The sequence below is a fragment of the Faecalibacterium sp. I4-1-79 genome, assembly GCF_023347235.1.
Taxonomy (GTDB): domain Bacteria; phylum Bacillota; class Clostridia; order Oscillospirales; family Ruminococcaceae; genus Faecalibacterium; species Faecalibacterium tardum.
In genome coordinates this window covers 1,040,873-1,055,392 of the sequence record NZ_CP094467.1, presented here as the reverse complement: position 1 = coordinate 1,055,392, position 14,520 = coordinate 1,040,873, and the positions used below count along the sequence as shown (strand labels likewise).

19 protein-coding genes and 2 pseudogenes are annotated in these 14,520 nt (G+C 49.0%); 4 read left to right on the top strand and 17 right to left on the bottom strand.

Annotation, left to right across the window (positions count from 1 at the left end; genetic code table 11):
* Positions 1 to 13: 13 nt before the first annotated feature.
* From MTP36_RS05265 to MTP36_RS05245, 5 genes are all read right to left on the bottom strand, one after another.
* On the bottom strand, positions 14 to 1,096 hold the full coding sequence (locus MTP36_RS05265) for a hypothetical protein (RefSeq protein WP_249253959.1): 1,083 nt from the start codon (positions 1,094 to 1,096) through the stop codon (positions 14 to 16).
* An 18-nt stretch (positions 1,097 to 1,114) separates the two neighbouring features.
* Positions 1,115 to 1,633, bottom strand: a complete 519-nt coding sequence (locus tag MTP36_RS05260; protein ID WP_249253958.1) for an O-acetyl-ADP-ribose deacetylase — start codon at positions 1,631 to 1,633, stop codon at positions 1,115 to 1,117.
* 10 nt (positions 1,634 to 1,643) lie between these two features.
* Positions 1,644 to 2,171: an isochorismatase family protein gene (locus MTP36_RS05255; protein WP_055191168.1), complete on the bottom strand. Its 528-nt coding sequence runs from the start codon at positions 2,169 to 2,171 to the stop codon at positions 1,644 to 1,646.
* A 236-nt stretch (positions 2,172 to 2,407) separates the two neighbouring features.
* On the bottom strand, positions 2,408 to 3,046 hold the full coding sequence (locus tag MTP36_RS05250; protein WP_097771470.1) for a YczE/YyaS/YitT family protein: 639 nt from the start codon (positions 3,044 to 3,046) through the stop codon (positions 2,408 to 2,410).
* A gap of 102 nt (positions 3,047 to 3,148) precedes the next feature.
* A complete protein-coding gene (locus MTP36_RS05245; protein WP_223451049.1) occupies positions 3,149 to 3,313 on the bottom strand; it encodes a GTP-binding protein in 165 nt (54 codons plus the stop codon).
* A gap of 376 nt (positions 3,314 to 3,689) precedes the next feature.
* Between MTP36_RS05245 and MTP36_RS05240 the strand changes: the two genes are divergently transcribed.
* Positions 3,690 to 3,836, top strand: a complete 147-nt coding sequence (locus MTP36_RS05240) for a hypothetical protein (protein ID WP_155515392.1) — start codon at positions 3,690 to 3,692, stop codon at positions 3,834 to 3,836.
* Positions 3,837 to 3,889: 53 nt separating this feature from the next.
* Entirely contained in the window at positions 3,890 to 5,275 is a 1,386-nt protein-coding gene (locus MTP36_RS05235) for a glycosyl hydrolase family 28 protein (protein ID WP_249253956.1), read from the top strand.
* A gap of 182 nt (positions 5,276 to 5,457) precedes the next feature.
* Here MTP36_RS05235 and MTP36_RS16055 read toward each other — a convergent pair whose 3' ends face one another.
* The 7 genes from MTP36_RS16055 to MTP36_RS05200 form a co-directional block, all read right to left on the bottom strand.
* Positions 5,458 to 5,595, bottom strand: a complete 138-nt coding sequence (locus MTP36_RS16055; RefSeq protein ID WP_442900256.1) for an IS3 family transposase — start codon at positions 5,593 to 5,595, stop codon at positions 5,458 to 5,460.
* 340 nt (positions 5,596 to 5,935) lie between these two features.
* Positions 5,936 to 6,448 (bottom strand): hypothetical protein, encoded by a 513-nt coding sequence (locus MTP36_RS05230; RefSeq protein WP_249253954.1) that lies wholly within the window; start codon positions 6,446 to 6,448, stop codon positions 5,936 to 5,938.
* A 111-nt stretch (positions 6,449 to 6,559) separates the two neighbouring features.
* On the bottom strand, positions 6,560 to 6,892 hold the full coding sequence (locus tag MTP36_RS05225; protein ID WP_207686604.1) for a helix-turn-helix domain-containing protein: 333 nt from the start codon (positions 6,890 to 6,892) through the stop codon (positions 6,560 to 6,562).
* Positions 6,893 to 6,998: 106 nt separating this feature from the next.
* Positions 6,999 to 7,346 carry a hypothetical protein gene (locus tag MTP36_RS16050; RefSeq protein ID WP_055187096.1) on the bottom strand — a complete coding sequence of 116 codons (348 nt, stop codon included), beginning with the start codon at positions 7,344 to 7,346 and terminating at the stop codon, positions 6,999 to 7,001.
* Between the two features lie 524 nt (positions 7,347 to 7,870).
* Positions 7,871 to 8,788, bottom strand: a complete 918-nt coding sequence (locus MTP36_RS05210) for a radical SAM mobile pair protein B (RefSeq protein WP_249253952.1) — start codon at positions 8,786 to 8,788, stop codon at positions 7,871 to 7,873.
* A complete protein-coding gene (locus MTP36_RS05205) occupies positions 8,776 to 9,465 on the bottom strand; it encodes a radical SAM mobile pair protein A (RefSeq protein WP_249253951.1) in 690 nt (229 codons plus the stop codon). The genes MTP36_RS05210 and MTP36_RS05205 overlap by 13 nt, the downstream gene beginning before the upstream one ends.
* Before the next feature lie 28 nt (positions 9,466 to 9,493).
* On the bottom strand, positions 9,494 to 9,997 hold the full coding sequence (locus MTP36_RS05200) for a flavin reductase family protein (protein WP_249253949.1): 504 nt from the start codon (positions 9,995 to 9,997) through the stop codon (positions 9,494 to 9,496).
* Positions 9,998 to 10,151: 154 nt separating this feature from the next.
* Between MTP36_RS05200 and MTP36_RS05195 the strand changes: the two genes are divergently transcribed.
* Entirely contained in the window at positions 10,152 to 10,505 is a 354-nt protein-coding gene (locus tag MTP36_RS05195; RefSeq protein ID WP_055187091.1) for a winged helix-turn-helix transcriptional regulator, read from the top strand.
* Between the two features lie 83 nt (positions 10,506 to 10,588).
* Here MTP36_RS05195 and MTP36_RS05190 read toward each other — a convergent pair.
* From MTP36_RS05190 to MTP36_RS05175, 4 genes and pseudogenes are all read right to left on the bottom strand, one after another.
* Positions 10,589 to 10,699 (bottom strand): annotated as a pseudogene (locus MTP36_RS05190) (DNA-3-methyladenine glycosylase I); the annotation flags it as partial.
* 55 nt (positions 10,700 to 10,754) lie between these two features.
* Positions 10,755 to 11,555, bottom strand: a complete 801-nt coding sequence (locus MTP36_RS05185) for an NAD-dependent protein deacetylase, SIR2 family (RefSeq protein ID WP_330220873.1) — start codon at positions 11,553 to 11,555, stop codon at positions 10,755 to 10,757.
* Positions 11,556 to 11,571: 16 nt separating this feature from the next.
* Positions 11,572 to 12,453, bottom strand: coding sequence for an NAD-dependent protein deacetylase, SIR2 family (locus MTP36_RS05180; protein ID WP_249253947.1), 882 nt, complete (start codon positions 12,451 to 12,453; stop codon positions 11,572 to 11,574).
* Positions 12,450 to 13,427 (bottom strand): NAD-dependent protein deacetylase, encoded by a 978-nt coding sequence (locus MTP36_RS05175; protein WP_249253945.1) that lies wholly within the window; start codon positions 13,425 to 13,427, stop codon positions 12,450 to 12,452. The genes MTP36_RS05180 and MTP36_RS05175 overlap by 4 nt, the downstream gene beginning before the upstream one ends.
* A 127-nt stretch (positions 13,428 to 13,554) precedes the next feature.
* Here MTP36_RS05175 and MTP36_RS05170 point away from each other — a divergent pair, with 127 nt between their 5' ends.
* Positions 13,555 to 13,998, top strand: coding sequence for an Rrf2 family transcriptional regulator (locus tag MTP36_RS05170; protein ID WP_249253943.1), 444 nt, complete (start codon positions 13,555 to 13,557; stop codon positions 13,996 to 13,998).
* A 252-nt stretch (positions 13,999 to 14,250) separates the two neighbouring features.
* Here MTP36_RS05170 and MTP36_RS05165 read toward each other — a convergent pair.
* A pseudogene (locus MTP36_RS05165) lies at positions 14,251 to 14,484 on the bottom strand (relaxase/mobilization nuclease domain-containing protein); the annotation flags it as partial.
* Positions 14,485 to 14,520: the final 36 nt, after the last annotated feature.

Sequence of the window (14,520 nt, the reverse complement as noted above, 5' to 3'; positions counted from 1 at the left end):
CTTTACTCCATTTTCAGTACAGGATTCGGGAGCCATGCCCATCCTGTTTACCAAGATACAGTTCCACGACCATCCTGCCGCTTTCACTGTTGCAGAGTTCTTCCTTGCAGTAGCCGCAGAGTTTTCCTTCCGCTTCCGATACGTAGCGGTGCAGCGATTTCTGCAGGTCTTTCGGGATGCTGCCCCACGGAATGACATAGCTCATGCCCGTATCCCCCACATCCACGATGCAGGCCCGCTCACTATCCTCATCGGACAAAATCAGACTGACCAAAAACACGTCTGCGAACGGTGCGCCCTGATACTCTGCCTTTTGCCGTCTGCGCTCCGTCCGAAGCTCATCCAGCGCTTGATTCAGGTCATTCTCAGGCAGTGTGGATTTATACAGCAGGATATGCAGTTTCTGCTCCGCCGCTTTACTGTCATTCTGACCGTTGGCCGGGAGTTCTACATCTGCATGGATGGCGCAAATTTGTTTCTGCATCGCAGTGCGCAGAGTTTCCAGTTTCTGCTGCCGTTCTGCTTCCAATTGCTGTGCGGACTTTTGATGTACTTCTTTGGCTTCTGACTGTTGCGCAGCATGCTCCTGCTTGGGCTCTGGCTTAGGCTTTGACCATTCGCTGTGCTTTTCTGCGTCAGCCTCCGAAACGTTTTGCCCTAGTACAGTCGGCACCGACACGCTTTTGGCACCGCTTTGTGCTGCCGATGCTTTCTGTGCCGCAGAAGGACGCTCCGTTCTCTTTGGTTTTACCGACCGCGTTGCACCTGTGCTCGTGTTTTTCGCTTCCGGCTTTGACTTTTTCTCCGCAGGAGCAGTATTTTTAACGCTTTCCGGCCGGGCTTGTTTCTGAGTCTGCCAGAAATCGCTGCCGGTGCGCTGATAATAGGACGTCTCCGCTCGTTTCCGGCTGCTGCGCACACCTTCACAGATCCACGAAAAAATCAGGTAGCGCTCCAATGTGTTCCAAAAGCTGCTGCGCCGATGGCAGGGTTTATGCCGTCCACGGGACGCATACACAATCACTGACAAGCATCCGAAGAACAGAAATCCTGCCGCAAAACCAATCCCTGTAAACAGCTTTTTGAAAAAGCCCATCTCTCACACCTCTTCCGGTTACAGCCTTGCCTGATACACCCGCTCCGTCCGGGCATCGAAGCAGCAGAAAATCACCTGCATGGCGTAATCCGCGTGATCTTCCAGCCACTGTGCCACTGTTTTGACTGCAATCTCCGTGGCATCTTCCAGCGGGTAGCCATACACGCCGATCGAAATTGCCGGGAACGCAATGCTATGGGCATCATGCTCTTTGGCAAGGTTCAGCGAATTGCGGTAGCAGTCCGCCAGCTGCGCGGCATCCTCTGCTGTGCCGGAATAAATCGGCCCTACTGTATGAATGATATACTTTGCTTTCAACCGGTAGCCCTTAGTGATTTTTGCTTCTCCGGTGCGGCAGCCGTGCAGCGTGCGGCACTCCGCCAACAGTTCCGGCCCTGCTGCCCGGTGGATGGCACCATCCACACCGCCGCCACCCAGCAGACTGCGATTGGCCGCATTCACGATGCCGTCACAGTCCAGTTTGGTAATATCACCCTGCACCACTTGAATCTGATTTTTTACTTTTTCAGAAATCATTGTAAACACCTCACTTTTTGAGCAGCTCCAGCGCCTTGTCCATGGGCACACAATCGGCATAGCGGTCCGGCCAGAGGAATTCATTGTAATAGTGGTAGCTCTGCTCCCCTGTCATATACTCGTTGTCCTGCGTGGAATTTGCATAGGCAGGAACGATCATGTGCAGGCCATGCTCAAAGCCCGCCTCCACCGTTGCATTGATGCAGAAGTCGGTCATGATGCCGCAGACCATCACATCTTTTTCGCCCTTTTCCGTCAGATATTCCAGCAGACCGCTTTCTTTTTTGAACGCACTGCATACAGTCTTGACGAACCGTTTTTCAGTCAGCAGTGGCGCAAACCCGGAATAGACCTCAAATTCATCGTCCCCGATGGAAAAGCCTGTACCGGGCCCATCGTCATGCTGGACATAGACGACCTCGATTCCCTGTTCGCGGGCAGTCCGGATTAGTTTCCTGATGTTGCTGACAAACTTTTCAAACGCATACAGGCGTTCATCCACGATACCTTTCTGTGTATCCACAACCAGTAAAACCATGTGTAAGCCCTCCTGTTTTTCTTTGATTTCATGCTACCATAGACCGCCGTTTTCTACAAGCAGATTCGAAAAATTTACTTCTTCCAAAGCCTGTCTCATGGGTTTGTTATGGCTCCCCATCGCCGCAGCAGTCCACAGGCGGTTTTGAAAGATAAATCTCCTTCATTTTCATTTTCTGCTTAACGGCAGCAATAAAAAAGACCCCCGCAGCGTATGATTTGACGCCGCGGGGTTTCTCAATTGTTCGGTTTGTATTGCAGCACCTTCTGGGAGAACGTCCGATCGAAGAACTGGATGAAGGGCCCAAGGCAGAACGCACAGATCAAGGTGCCAAGGCCCACAAGGCCACCCAGCAGCCAGCACAGCAGGGCGCTGAGCGCATCGGTGAAGATGCGGCACCCGAAGTACGGGCAGGGTGTGTAGTCCCGCAGACCGAGGGAAAGGTAATCGTAGGGCGCGATGCCGAGGTCGGCGGTCTGGTAGAGCGAAGCGCCCAGCGCCGTGACCAGCACCGCCGCGATGACCCACGCCAACTGCACCGCCAGCGACGGCGCGTCGCCGAAGTGGGCGTGAATGGGGTCATAGAACGCCGTGACGATGTACCCGATGCAGATGCCGTTGACGAAGGTGCCAAGGCCGATGTACTTGCGCCCGAACCAGAATTCCAACAGGAAAAACAGGATGTTCGTGCACAGGTTCTGGGTGCCCAGCGAGATGCCGAGCAGCTCCGCCAGCCGCATGTTCAGGGCGCTGATGGAGTCGTTGCCGAGGTGGGACTGCTTGAAAAGCGCAATGCCAAGGGCGATGATGACGATGCCCGCCACCATGCCCACCACCCGCCGGGCAGTCGGTTTGCGCAATGCGGTGCCGTTCATAGGGGATTCTCCTTTAGCGTTTCTTTTCCCCTATTATACGCCTACTTTGGGCGGGAGACAAACTATTTATGGAAAGATACAACGATATACGGGGGATCCGCCTTACCCCTTTAATCTCACCTCAATCCGTTCTTTCTCCAGCCCCTCCCCGATCACGATGAGTACTTCCTGCCCCTTGGGGATAGCGTTTGCCGTCAGGCCGTCGGCGGTGGCGTTCAGCTCCACCCAGCCGTTCTCGTCCTGTACGAAGCCTTTCGCCCGCAGCACATGGCCGCACGCGGGGTCGGTGAAGAGGGCCGGGATATTCTGTTCGAGCTGCTGGCACGAGAGGTCCAGCTCCAAAAAGTAGGCCGAGCCAAAGGCCCTATGCGGTTGGCGTTACCCGCTTCTAATTATAGCAAAAGGAGGTTCTTTTTCTACCGTTTCAACGCTACGGCTCTTTTCTTCCACAAGCATAGCTTGTGGTTTTCTCTATGAATAAGAGCGGGGCCTTGCAAAAGGCTCCGCTCTTATTGTCTAAGAAAGCATTGCCATTTCGAGACAGAAAGAATATACTTATATTAAATGATAAATATATACCGGTTTACAATGCATATAGCGGTCAGACAGAAACCATGCAGGCAAAATGGGCTAACCTGAAAAAATGGAAGAAGAAACATTTGCAAAGATTATTATGGGAAAAGCAGATATCAGCGAATTTGATACTTTTGTTGAGAACTGGAAGAATCAGGGTGGTGACCAGATTCTCAAAGAGATTAACGAAGAATTAAATAATAGCTCTGGTAATTGATTATAGGCAGTATGAATCATAAGTATTTATGATGGAGCGAGGAGAAAAGAGATATGAAGGATTTTGAAAATGATTTGATTTATTATCCTAATCCGGACCCGGTCAAGGAACCGAGATTTATTTTAAAATCTGTAGATGAATTGGAAAAATCAACAAAATACAGTGTTACCTGCAATGGAACAGAGCGTGTGGTATACCATACAGATTCGTTTGACTATGTTGTAGTAGTAGATAACGAAGCGTATGATCTGGAGATTTCAATCCATACACCATATGAAAAACTTGAAATCCGTCCGTCCAGCTTTGGCATAGTTCCTTTTGTAAAAGGAGAAACAGTCCATATCCATCTTGATGAACCGAGAAAGTTTACTGTAGAGACAGATGGTGGTCTTCATGATGCATTGTTTGTGCTTTGCTCGCACAGGATTGAGAAGCCGGCAGATACCACCATCTGTTTTGAAAAGGGCAAGGTATATAATGTAGGAGTTCTTACCTTAAAGTCCAATGATACGGTTTACATAGAGGAAGGCGCTGTTGTATCAGGTTGTGTATACGCAGACCATTGTGACAATATTTCCATTGTAGGAAACGGAATTATCAACGGAGCCTGCTGGCATCTGCCGGACAGTAATGCAGACCGTTTCTTTATCTATGCCAAGTGGTGTAATAATGTACTCTTAAAAGGCTTTACTGCTGTAGACGGTCCTTCCTGGCATGTAGTTCCTGCGGCGTGTGACCATGTTGTGATTGATGATATGAATATTATGTCGAGGATTGTAACGGGAGACGGTATTGATATTACGAGCAGCCAGGACGTAGAGGTAAAAAATTGCTTTATCCGTTCCACGGACGACAGTATCTGCATCAAATCCCAAAGATTGTTTGAAGATCCGTCAACGGTACGTGACGTAACAAAAGTGCGTGTTCACAATAACGTGATCTGGAATGCAGAACCCGGTAATGCCATAGAGCTTGGTTATGCCCTCCAGAGCGAAATCCACGACCTAGTATTTGAGGATTGTGATATTATACACTGCCAGTATGAAGGAAACATGGGTGGTGCGGCGCTTTCCATCCATCAGGCAGATGGCGGCCATGTTCATGATATACATTATAAAAATATCAGAGTAGAGCAGGCAGAACAGAAACTGTTCGATATTAAGGTTCTGCTTTGCAGATATACGGAACAGCTTGCCAAAGGAGAGATTAATGATATCTATTTTGATAATATCCAGGTGCTGAACGGAGATATCCCGGTCTCCATGATCCGGGGGTATCAGACACCGACAGAAGAAGTACGTGTCCATGATGTCCATTTTGATAACATTACTTTTATGGGGAATAAGTGTGAAACCTGGCAGGATATGCGGCTTGTTACAGAACTGGCAAATGACATTTATGTCAATGGTGCCAGAATATGCAGACAGATGAAATTCTGAGAATATCACCATATAGAGATGGTTTTATTACTTGCAGCAAGGAGGGTATTTATGGAACAAAGCAGCATGCTTTTCCAAAAAGACGGAAAAAATTATTTACAGCTGGACTGTGAAAATGCAAAAGAGCTTTCTATGAAATGATATGTACCCGGTTTTCTGGATACCGGTTCAAAATTGAATAATTAAGCTTCCATCATGGATGCTTCCCTGAATTTAGAGGGAGGCATCCATTTTGTTTTCGCTTGGATCCTGCTGTTATTGTAATAGTCGATATAATCAGCAATAGCTTTGGAGAATGCTTCCGTGTTTCTGAAGTTCATTGCGGTAGAATGCGTGCTGGTATTTATCCTTTGGTAATCTCCAGATAAACACTATTGGGTGTTCTGTTTATAAGATCATTGGGATTCCGAGAGTTTCATCAAGAGAAAATTATCTCTTGGCTCGTGGGGATTGCTATGATTTTCTTCCTGATAGCACTCATGTTTAACTAGAACTGAAAGCAGTTGAATACGGCCTGAAAGGACGCATAGCTGGTGCAAGCAGTGCAGACGTATATACATCTGCTTATTTTGCGTTGCAAAACGCTTGTTGGGGAACACCCCAAGCCCCTATGATCTGCATTTTTCCCAATGCAGGCTGCGCATCCCTGCGGGACGCTTTTTACCCAGTGACGTGTTCTGGGTCGTTCAGAACTTGCATGAGGTGAGAAGCAGCCTCTGCTAAAGAAGCATACTTCATCTGTTCGGGAACTGACGTATCCAGAAGCGAAACGCCCCACACCTGCATACAGTCCGCAAGTTCTTTCTGCGCCTGCAATGCCGCAGCCTTACGCACATCCGGGGTGGGTTCTGTATCCAGAACGTAGGCTGTAGAGTATTTTCCATTGCGATCTTCCGTCAACTGCACCATGGAGTAGTGCTCATCCCAAAAGTGGCAAAAACGCACCTTGCCACCGATATTTTCTACGTCATGGCGCAGTTCTTCTTCGCTGCTCCATTGCGGAGTCTCAGACAAAATGCGATTCAGTTCCGAAAGAGCCTGCCGTTCTTCAGCCGATAACTTCCTATGCAGGCATTCACGTTTTAGATTGTTCTGCCAATACGGACTCAGCTTTCCATTCCGGGCATCTTCCATTGCTTCTTCGATATTGGGTAGGATTGTCATGTCGTTCACCTCAAATGCTCGCTATTAGCGTTATGTGCACGCTTATAGTGTTGATTATAGACTATTTGAGGGCAAAAAGAAAGAGCGTCAGCATGTTTGCTGCGCTCCTTGACATAGGTGTTATTTTGTGATATAGGGGATATTGTCGGTGTATGCATTCAGGATGTCAATAGCGGCTTTCTTCTGCCCCGGCGTGAGCTGGCTCAACTTTTTGCTCAGTTCGTCATCTGCCACATGGGATGCGGATGGAACGGAATCCCGGATAAGCACGTCTGCGGATACGTCCAACACCTCTACGATTCGGATAAAGGTTTCCAGTTTGGGGATTTTTACTCCGCGCTCTAAATCTCCAACATAATTTGCTGACAAATCGACCCGTTCTGCAAACTGCTCGATCGTCCAGCCTTTTTCCTTGCGCTGTTCTCGTATTCGTTGACCCAAAAGCGTATTCATAGCGACCTCACATTCTAATTGTGTTTGTTGCACACCAATAGCATACCTGTCGCATTTTTTGTTATACACAATCAGTCAGCATTTATTCAACGCCAGTCGGGCGCTTTTAAGACAGAAAATTTCTGTGCTTATCTTTGGTCAAAAAGGCAATGGTCTTTTGAGGCAGCACATGGTACAATAACAAGCGTTGTGTCGTTTGCACATGACCGAAGATAAAAGATAGGAGCTGCTGAACGTGGATACGATCTGTCTGCTGCCCGGTGAGGAACGCTGCGTTAATTTTCGAGATGTCAATGGAATCCCGAAGGTACACTACACTTACTGCTCTTTCCGTGGCAGGCTTTTCAACTGCACCTGCTGCACAAAGGATGAAGCGCAACGGCTGTGTGAAGATTGGCTTGTAAAACAGGACCGCTGCTATATAAACTAAAAAGCCTCCGAGGACACCTCCCAAACGGGAAGATTCCTCGACGGTTCGCTATAACAATATAATAAAGGAGCCAGCCAGCGTAGATCACACTACGCCAGCTGGCTCCTGTTTTCATTTAACTGCGTTTTCCTCTTCCACAACGACCTGTTCCGCGCATTTCGTTGCACTGGCATAGGCAAAATACCGCACCTTGCGGCTGTACTTTCGGGCAAGGTCAATAATGATGTTGTAACCGCATCATAATCACCGGTCGCAATTCTCGCACAGAATTTTTTGCGATTACCGGGTTCAAAATCTTTTTTGCTGGTGACCAGCAGCTTTGCATTGGGGTATCTCCTTCCAGCAGTTTCAATGCGTGCCAGCGGCAGTTGATCAGATTAGGACAACAGTGCTTCAGCTCCAACATGATCTGGTCGATCTTGTCCTCAATCTCATCGGAATAGACCATGGCATACTCTGAATGATGATCATGTTGATGCTTAAACAGTGCTAAAAAAGGTTCTGACATTGAAGCACAACTCCATGTCAGAACCCATTTATTTCACAAATTATTTTTTGGGGTTGCGTCGCCCGGTGTTTTCCGAGCCACGAACTTCCTCATGGTAAAAGTAATCCACAATGACCGGGTGCCCAGGCTCTGCTCGTCCGTAGGGCAGCTCGTTGTCCACGAAGGGACAGTTGTTTTCTTTCGCCAGCCGTTCCGCTTGATCCTCCAAACCACGGAAGTAGCTTCTGTCTCCCTTGTTGTAGATAGCGTCGTACAGCGGAACCAAGTCAGGATATTTTTTACAAATATAGTCCATGATGTCTTTTTTGAATCCGCCTCGCAGATTTAGATTTTCTAACCATATCAGGTCGCATTGATTTCTGACCTGATGGAAGATAGCCTCAAAATCCGTGATACCCGGAAAGACAGGGGCAATAAAGCAGACGGTGCGAATGCCCGCATCATAGATCTGCTTCATGGCCTCCAGCCGTCGCTTGATGCTGACGGCATCGTCCATATCATTTTTAAAGCCTTCGTCTAATGTATTGATCGACCAAGAGACCGTGACCTTTCCCAATTTTTTCAGAAGGTCGATGTCACGGATTACCAAGTCCGACTTGGTACAGATGAGAATTTCTGCCTCACTGCCCCGGAGTTGTTCAAGAAGCTTTCGGGTGTTCTGAAACTGAGCCTCCTGGGGCAGATAGCCATCGGTCACTGAACCGATAACTACGCGCTGCCCTTTGTACTTTTGCGGATTTTTGATTGCTGGCCAATGTTTCACATCCAGGAATGTACCCCACGGTTCGGTGTGCCCGGTAAATCGCTTCATAAACGAGGCGTAGCAGTATTTGCAGCCATGGGTACAGCCCACATAAGGATTGACGGAATAGCCTCCCACCGGCAGGGTGGATTTTGTCATAATATTTTTGGTTTCTGCATCCTGAATCAGAATGCTGCTCTCTTTTACTTCCGCCATGTCTTCTGCTCCTCCAATACCCGGTAAAAAGCCGGGGGAAATTCTTGTACCATCTGTGCCTCTCCCATGATAGGTAGCAGATCTTCTTTCATAAATACAGGGATGCCAAGCGCATGGGCCTGATGTGTCAGGTTCCACACCCATTCCGGTTTCGATACGGCTTTGTCCTTCCTATGTCCGGTCTCAGTCCCAATAACGATCCACTCAATTCCGGTAAGGTCTACCATGCCAACCTCATCAAACATAGGTTCAAAGGTCACATGATAGTGTCCGCCATGGATATGCTCCCGCAAAGTCTGGATACGGTTTTTCTCTTTACTGGAGGTAACAGTTACACCAAACCACGCATTCTCCAGGGTAGTGGAAAACACAATATCTTCCGGTCGCTTGGTCAAAAACAGATATTGATGCTGCGGATTTTCAGTCATCTTGGTAAATATCTGTTCCCGCCACTCTGTATTCCAGTGGGAAAAATCGCTCATGCCGGTGAGCAGAAAATTCTGTGGGCGCTTTTTCTCCATCAGCCGCAGCTTATTTGGAAAAAACTCTGGCTTTTCAAAGTCGTCGATCATGTGAAACCGGCGGACATTATTTCTGGCGTAGCAGTAGCTGCAGCCGATTGTACAGCCGATCACCAGATTCATGTTCTGAATACAGTCTTTAATACAAACAGCCACCGCTGATGCCTCCTTACCGTTTTAAGATTTAGCCTTCTGCCGCAGGTGCAACTTTCCCGAAGCCGTTCCAGGCATACAGGCCCTTCTTGTCCTCATCGCCCAGGAACTTGTCCACCTGACAGATGTGCAGGATATGGTCGCCCACCTCCACCGACTGCTGCAAGGTAGCCACCATCGCCAGCCGGGTGTCCGCCGGAATCTGGATGTCGCTGCCCTCCACAGCCATCATCTCGATGTTGTTGGCGGCCACCTTGTCGGTCTCGGCACCGGTAGACGCTCCGCAGGCCATTACTGCGCCAGCCAGAATCTCACCGGGAACAGTGACGATGACTTTGCCGGTCTCACGCACACGCTTGCCGGTGTGGGACTGTTTGCCAGTGGCGAAGCCCACCATAGGCGGATTGAAGGAGAGGTAAGACACAAAGCAAATGGGAGCCAGGTTCGTAGAACCATCCTCCTTTTTAGAGCAGATTAGTGTCAGCGGATTGGGGGAGGTCAGAACAGTAGCCTCCATAATGTTCAGTTCTTTCATAAAATTCAGACCTTTCCAAGAAATTTCAGTCGTTGACTGCATGGTCAACCAGTGATATATTTATTATATCTGATAGCAATTTTTGTTCAAGTACGCAAATTATTTGTACCTGGTATCAAAAAATATACCGCAAAAGATGAGGAAAGCTCCAATTATGACTTATGAAGAATTCAAAGAAAAGGTTGGCAGTGTCATTCTAACCGGCGAGGGAAACTGCCCGGTCACGCCGGTGGTTCAAATGCTGCAGGGCAAATGGAAACTCCAAATTCTCTATGAACTGTGCATCAAGTGCCCCATGCGGTTTGGGGAACTGAAAAAAGTTCTCAAACCCATTACCAATACAGCCCTGACCAACGCCCTGAAGGAACTGGAAGCGGACGAATTGGTTCAGCGTATCCAATATAATGAAATGCCTCTGCGAGTGGAGTACTCCCTCACCGAGAAAGGGCGGGACCTGCTGCCGGTCTTTTACGCAATTTCCCAATGGGGAATGAAATATATACCATGATTCTAACTATATTAATATCTGCATGATAATAGTCGGGAGGCATTGACGATTTGAGTCAACTTCCCGGCTTTTTTATGCATTCTCTACTGCTGCGAAGGATTCAGGAAGCAACCTGATTCATGAGAGTTGATAACTCCCACTGCCTGCAAATAGGCATAGATGATTATGGTCCCCACAAACTTCATAGTCATTTTGAACCTGCTCCGAAATCGTCATGCCTCGCACGCCTCCCGGAGAGCAGGCAGTAGCTCATCCAGCCGCCCGTCCAGTCCGAAGGACTTCTCTTTGATATTGTCCACAATGTAGATCTCCCCCAGATTGATGGTCACATAAGTGGCGTTTGGCTCGCTGGCCACCAAGCGCATCATCGGAGCCTTGATCAGCCTGATTACGCCAGCCAATGCCCAGCTCCAGAACCACCAGTTTCTTCCCGTGGTAGGTTTTCAGAAAGTTTTGGAACCGTGCCTGAGCAGCGGTATCCAGAATCATTCTCTGACCCGCGCCCATGTGGATATCCATGGGACTTCCGCACTTGGGACAGCGCGGCACCAACTCTGTAGGCACATGGCCGCCCTGTTCGGCAGCCGATAATTTTTCGGCCACCTCTAAACTTGAATAGAGGGTGCCGTGGCAGGGGCGGGCACACTGCATCGTAAACCAGTTGCCCTCAATCTCATAGATTTTCGTCGGATCGAAGCCACACAGTTCAAAGTGACCTTCTCCGTTTGATGTGACGACAAAGTAATCTTTCTCTCCCACAATGGCCTTCAAATCGTTCATCACCGGCGTAGGCTGGTACTGCCCGCAGTAATGATGGATGAGCCGGGCCCAGAAGGCCCACTTTTCCTCCTCGCTGGGCCATCCGGCCATCATGCCCTGCAAAATACAACGTAAGCCGTATTTTTGTTTGAAATCTCCAAACAATTCATCAAAGGCTGCATTATCTGCAAACAAATGCAATCCTTCGGTGATGGACAGGCCGTTACTGGCCCCGATCAAGATAGCGTCCGCTTCTCTGAATTTTTCCGCAATAGGGTTCCAATCAATCATATTCGTTCGCTCCTTTCTATTTTATGGTTGCTGCGATGGATCGCACCTGTCGGAGGGCAGCTAGGGTTTCCGCCAAATCTCCTTGCAGATACAGGCTGCGTTCCCGCAGATGCTCTGGACTATGAGATGCCTCTCGATTAAGACATGCATAAAAGACGTTTTCGTTTTTGGCAGTAAGTTCCCAGAAGGGCAATTTGATGATGCTGGGTGTCATCTCACCCACGCCAAGTTCCAACAGCAGGACTTTTTTGTCGGACTGATCCATTATCCAGTGTCGCAGGAATCTATGGTAGCGATGCAGACTATCCTGCCAGAAGGTTCCCTCCAGGAAGGTATCATCTCGTACCCAGGGCACCAGCATCCGTCCGCAATCCGGGCAACGAGGAACAGACTCCTCCGGCAGGCGAACGCCTACCAAGCAACCAGTCAGTTCCTTCACCAGCTCGCGGTTTTCCCCAATATCATCCCGGCAGGGCTGGCTGCATTGGCAGTAGCTAAAGTCTCCCTGAAAGGCGCAAATTTGTTTCTGGGAAAATACTCGAAAAAACTGCTGATCCACATTGGTGGTCAGAACAAAAGCAGGTTTGTCCGCAATAAGCGCTTGCAGGTCCAGATAGGGCTGCCCAGTAGGGGCTTCCCACATGAAGCGGATATATTGACTGTAATATCCCCACTGCTCTCCATAGCTGGAAAAGCAATGGTAGAATCCAGCCAGCGGAGAGGTAAAGCCATACTGTTCGCGAAAGGGAGCCAATGCCTCCGAAAGTGCCGGGGACCAATGGTAGTGGTCGTATCCAGCCGCGCTTGACAGGCCGGAGCCACCTCCGATCACAACAGCATCTGCTTGATCAATACGCTCGGCAAGTTTCTGAAGCGTCGCTTGGTTTCCACCCCTCATCGATCGTTATCTCCGCTTTCCATGGTATCCCGTGCATCCCGCAGCACTTGAGCAATGTCGGCCACAATGGTCATGCCCTTGTCCTCCAACTGCTTGGGCAGGAAGTCATACTTGTTGTTGATAGCAATATATCGAGCATGGGGAAAGCTGAGGGTCATGTTCCAGAAAGGTTCTTGGATAAACATGGGAGTCATTCGACCAACGCCCAACTCCAGAAACAGAATTTTGCTGTCTTTGTGTTCCAGCACATAGCGAGAAATTTTTTCGTACTGTTCTTCGTATTTCTTTCCTTGCAGAAAATTCCCATATCCTCGCACCCAAGGGAATGCCTCTCCGCCGCAGTGGGGGCACCGGGGAATGAGATCCGTGGGAATCTTCGTGTCACTCCCCATAGCGGCTACCATATCAGCCACCGGCTTTACCGCATCCCAAGTGTCATCGGTACAACAGGCGGCACACTGGAAGAAGCGGTGATCCCCCTGAATCTCTGCCACCTTCTCCGGGTAGAGTTTGACAAACTGGGTATCCTGGTTCGTGGTGAGGATGAAGAAGTCCTTGCCCTTCAGCAAAGCGTCTAAATCCAGATAGGGATGACGCACCGGTGCGGTCTGGGTGGTGTGAAGGAAGGTGGCGAGATACCCCCAATACTCTTCCCTTGTCTTCCAGGGGTGCATCATCCCTGCAAAAGCACCTTTGAAGTGGTACTTCTCAGCAAAAGGCCGGAAGTATTTGCGGTAGGAGTCGTTGTCCTCGTAGTAAAAATCTCCACCACCGGCAGCGGACAGGCCGGAGGCCCCGCCCACTACCACACAGTCAACTTCCTTTACCTCCTGTACCAAACGATGAATCTGTTCACTATACGGCAGCGGCTTTTTGTCAGTCAGCTGATAAGGCGTACTGCCGGAAGCATAGATAGGATAGTGCCTGGAATAATTCATCTGGGTCTGCATGACCAGATCATCATAGAAGTTCATTGTCACCATTCCTTTCGAGCGGGTGTTATTTTTATTCTTACTTCAAAACATTTTAGCATCCTCTTGCGTCAATGTCAATATGCTGTTATAATAAAAATAACATCAAAGCAAAAAAGGAGATCAGGCCATGAAATATCCCACCCGCCTTAGCGATGCTGTTCATATTCTGGCTTTTATCGCTCTGTACCCAGACTGCGACCTGACCAGTAACAAACTGGCAGAGAGCATTCAGACGAATCCTGCCTATGTGCGCCAGCTCATGTCCGCCCTGCGGAAGGGTGGACTGCTGGTCAGCGTGAAGGGACATCCTCGACCCGCTCTGGCTCGTGAGCCGGAGAAAATCACTCTGCTGGATGCCTATCGGGCAGTAGAGGGCAACAAGCCCCTGCTCCATCAGGACATCCACACCAACCCCGCTTGTGGCGTGGGCGTAAATATCCAACTGGTGCTGCGGGATTTTTACTTGGACATTCAAAAAACAGCGGAACAAAGAATGCAAGAGATCACGCTGAAAGATGTGCTGAAACAATATCACATGAAGTTAGAAGGGATGCCCTTGCAGCGTTTATGACAGATTAATTTTCAGAAACTCTTCCATAAAAAACGGTCAAGAATTGCTGCCCTATATACAAAAAAGCCGCCGAGGACACCTCCACAATGGGAAGAGTCCTCGACGGTATTCGCTTATCGGGTATGCTGCGGTCGGAGATTGCTCTTGTCCTCCGCAAAGAACAACTCCACATTTTTCTCTGTGCTTTCATCAACTCCTGCATCTCGTTCCGTGCCTTGCGGTAGGCATCATAGACCGGACGGGTCTTGGCATAATTGATGATGCAATCACGTCATTTTTCTGTCTGCGTCCGTTCACAAGTTCGTACTGCCGCTTGGACAGCATAAATTCTTCGTCTACAGTCAAGGAACTGCATTTATAACTGCTTACAAGCTGCCCCTGCTCCGTTTTATCCGGGTTTTGTGCATAGTCCGTGCGGCTCTTCAAACAGACCGCAACAGACTTTCCCTTGTTTTTATGCAGCGCAATCAGCCGTGTTGCTGCCACCTCAAATCACCCCCATAAAGAAAAAGCCGCCCGAAG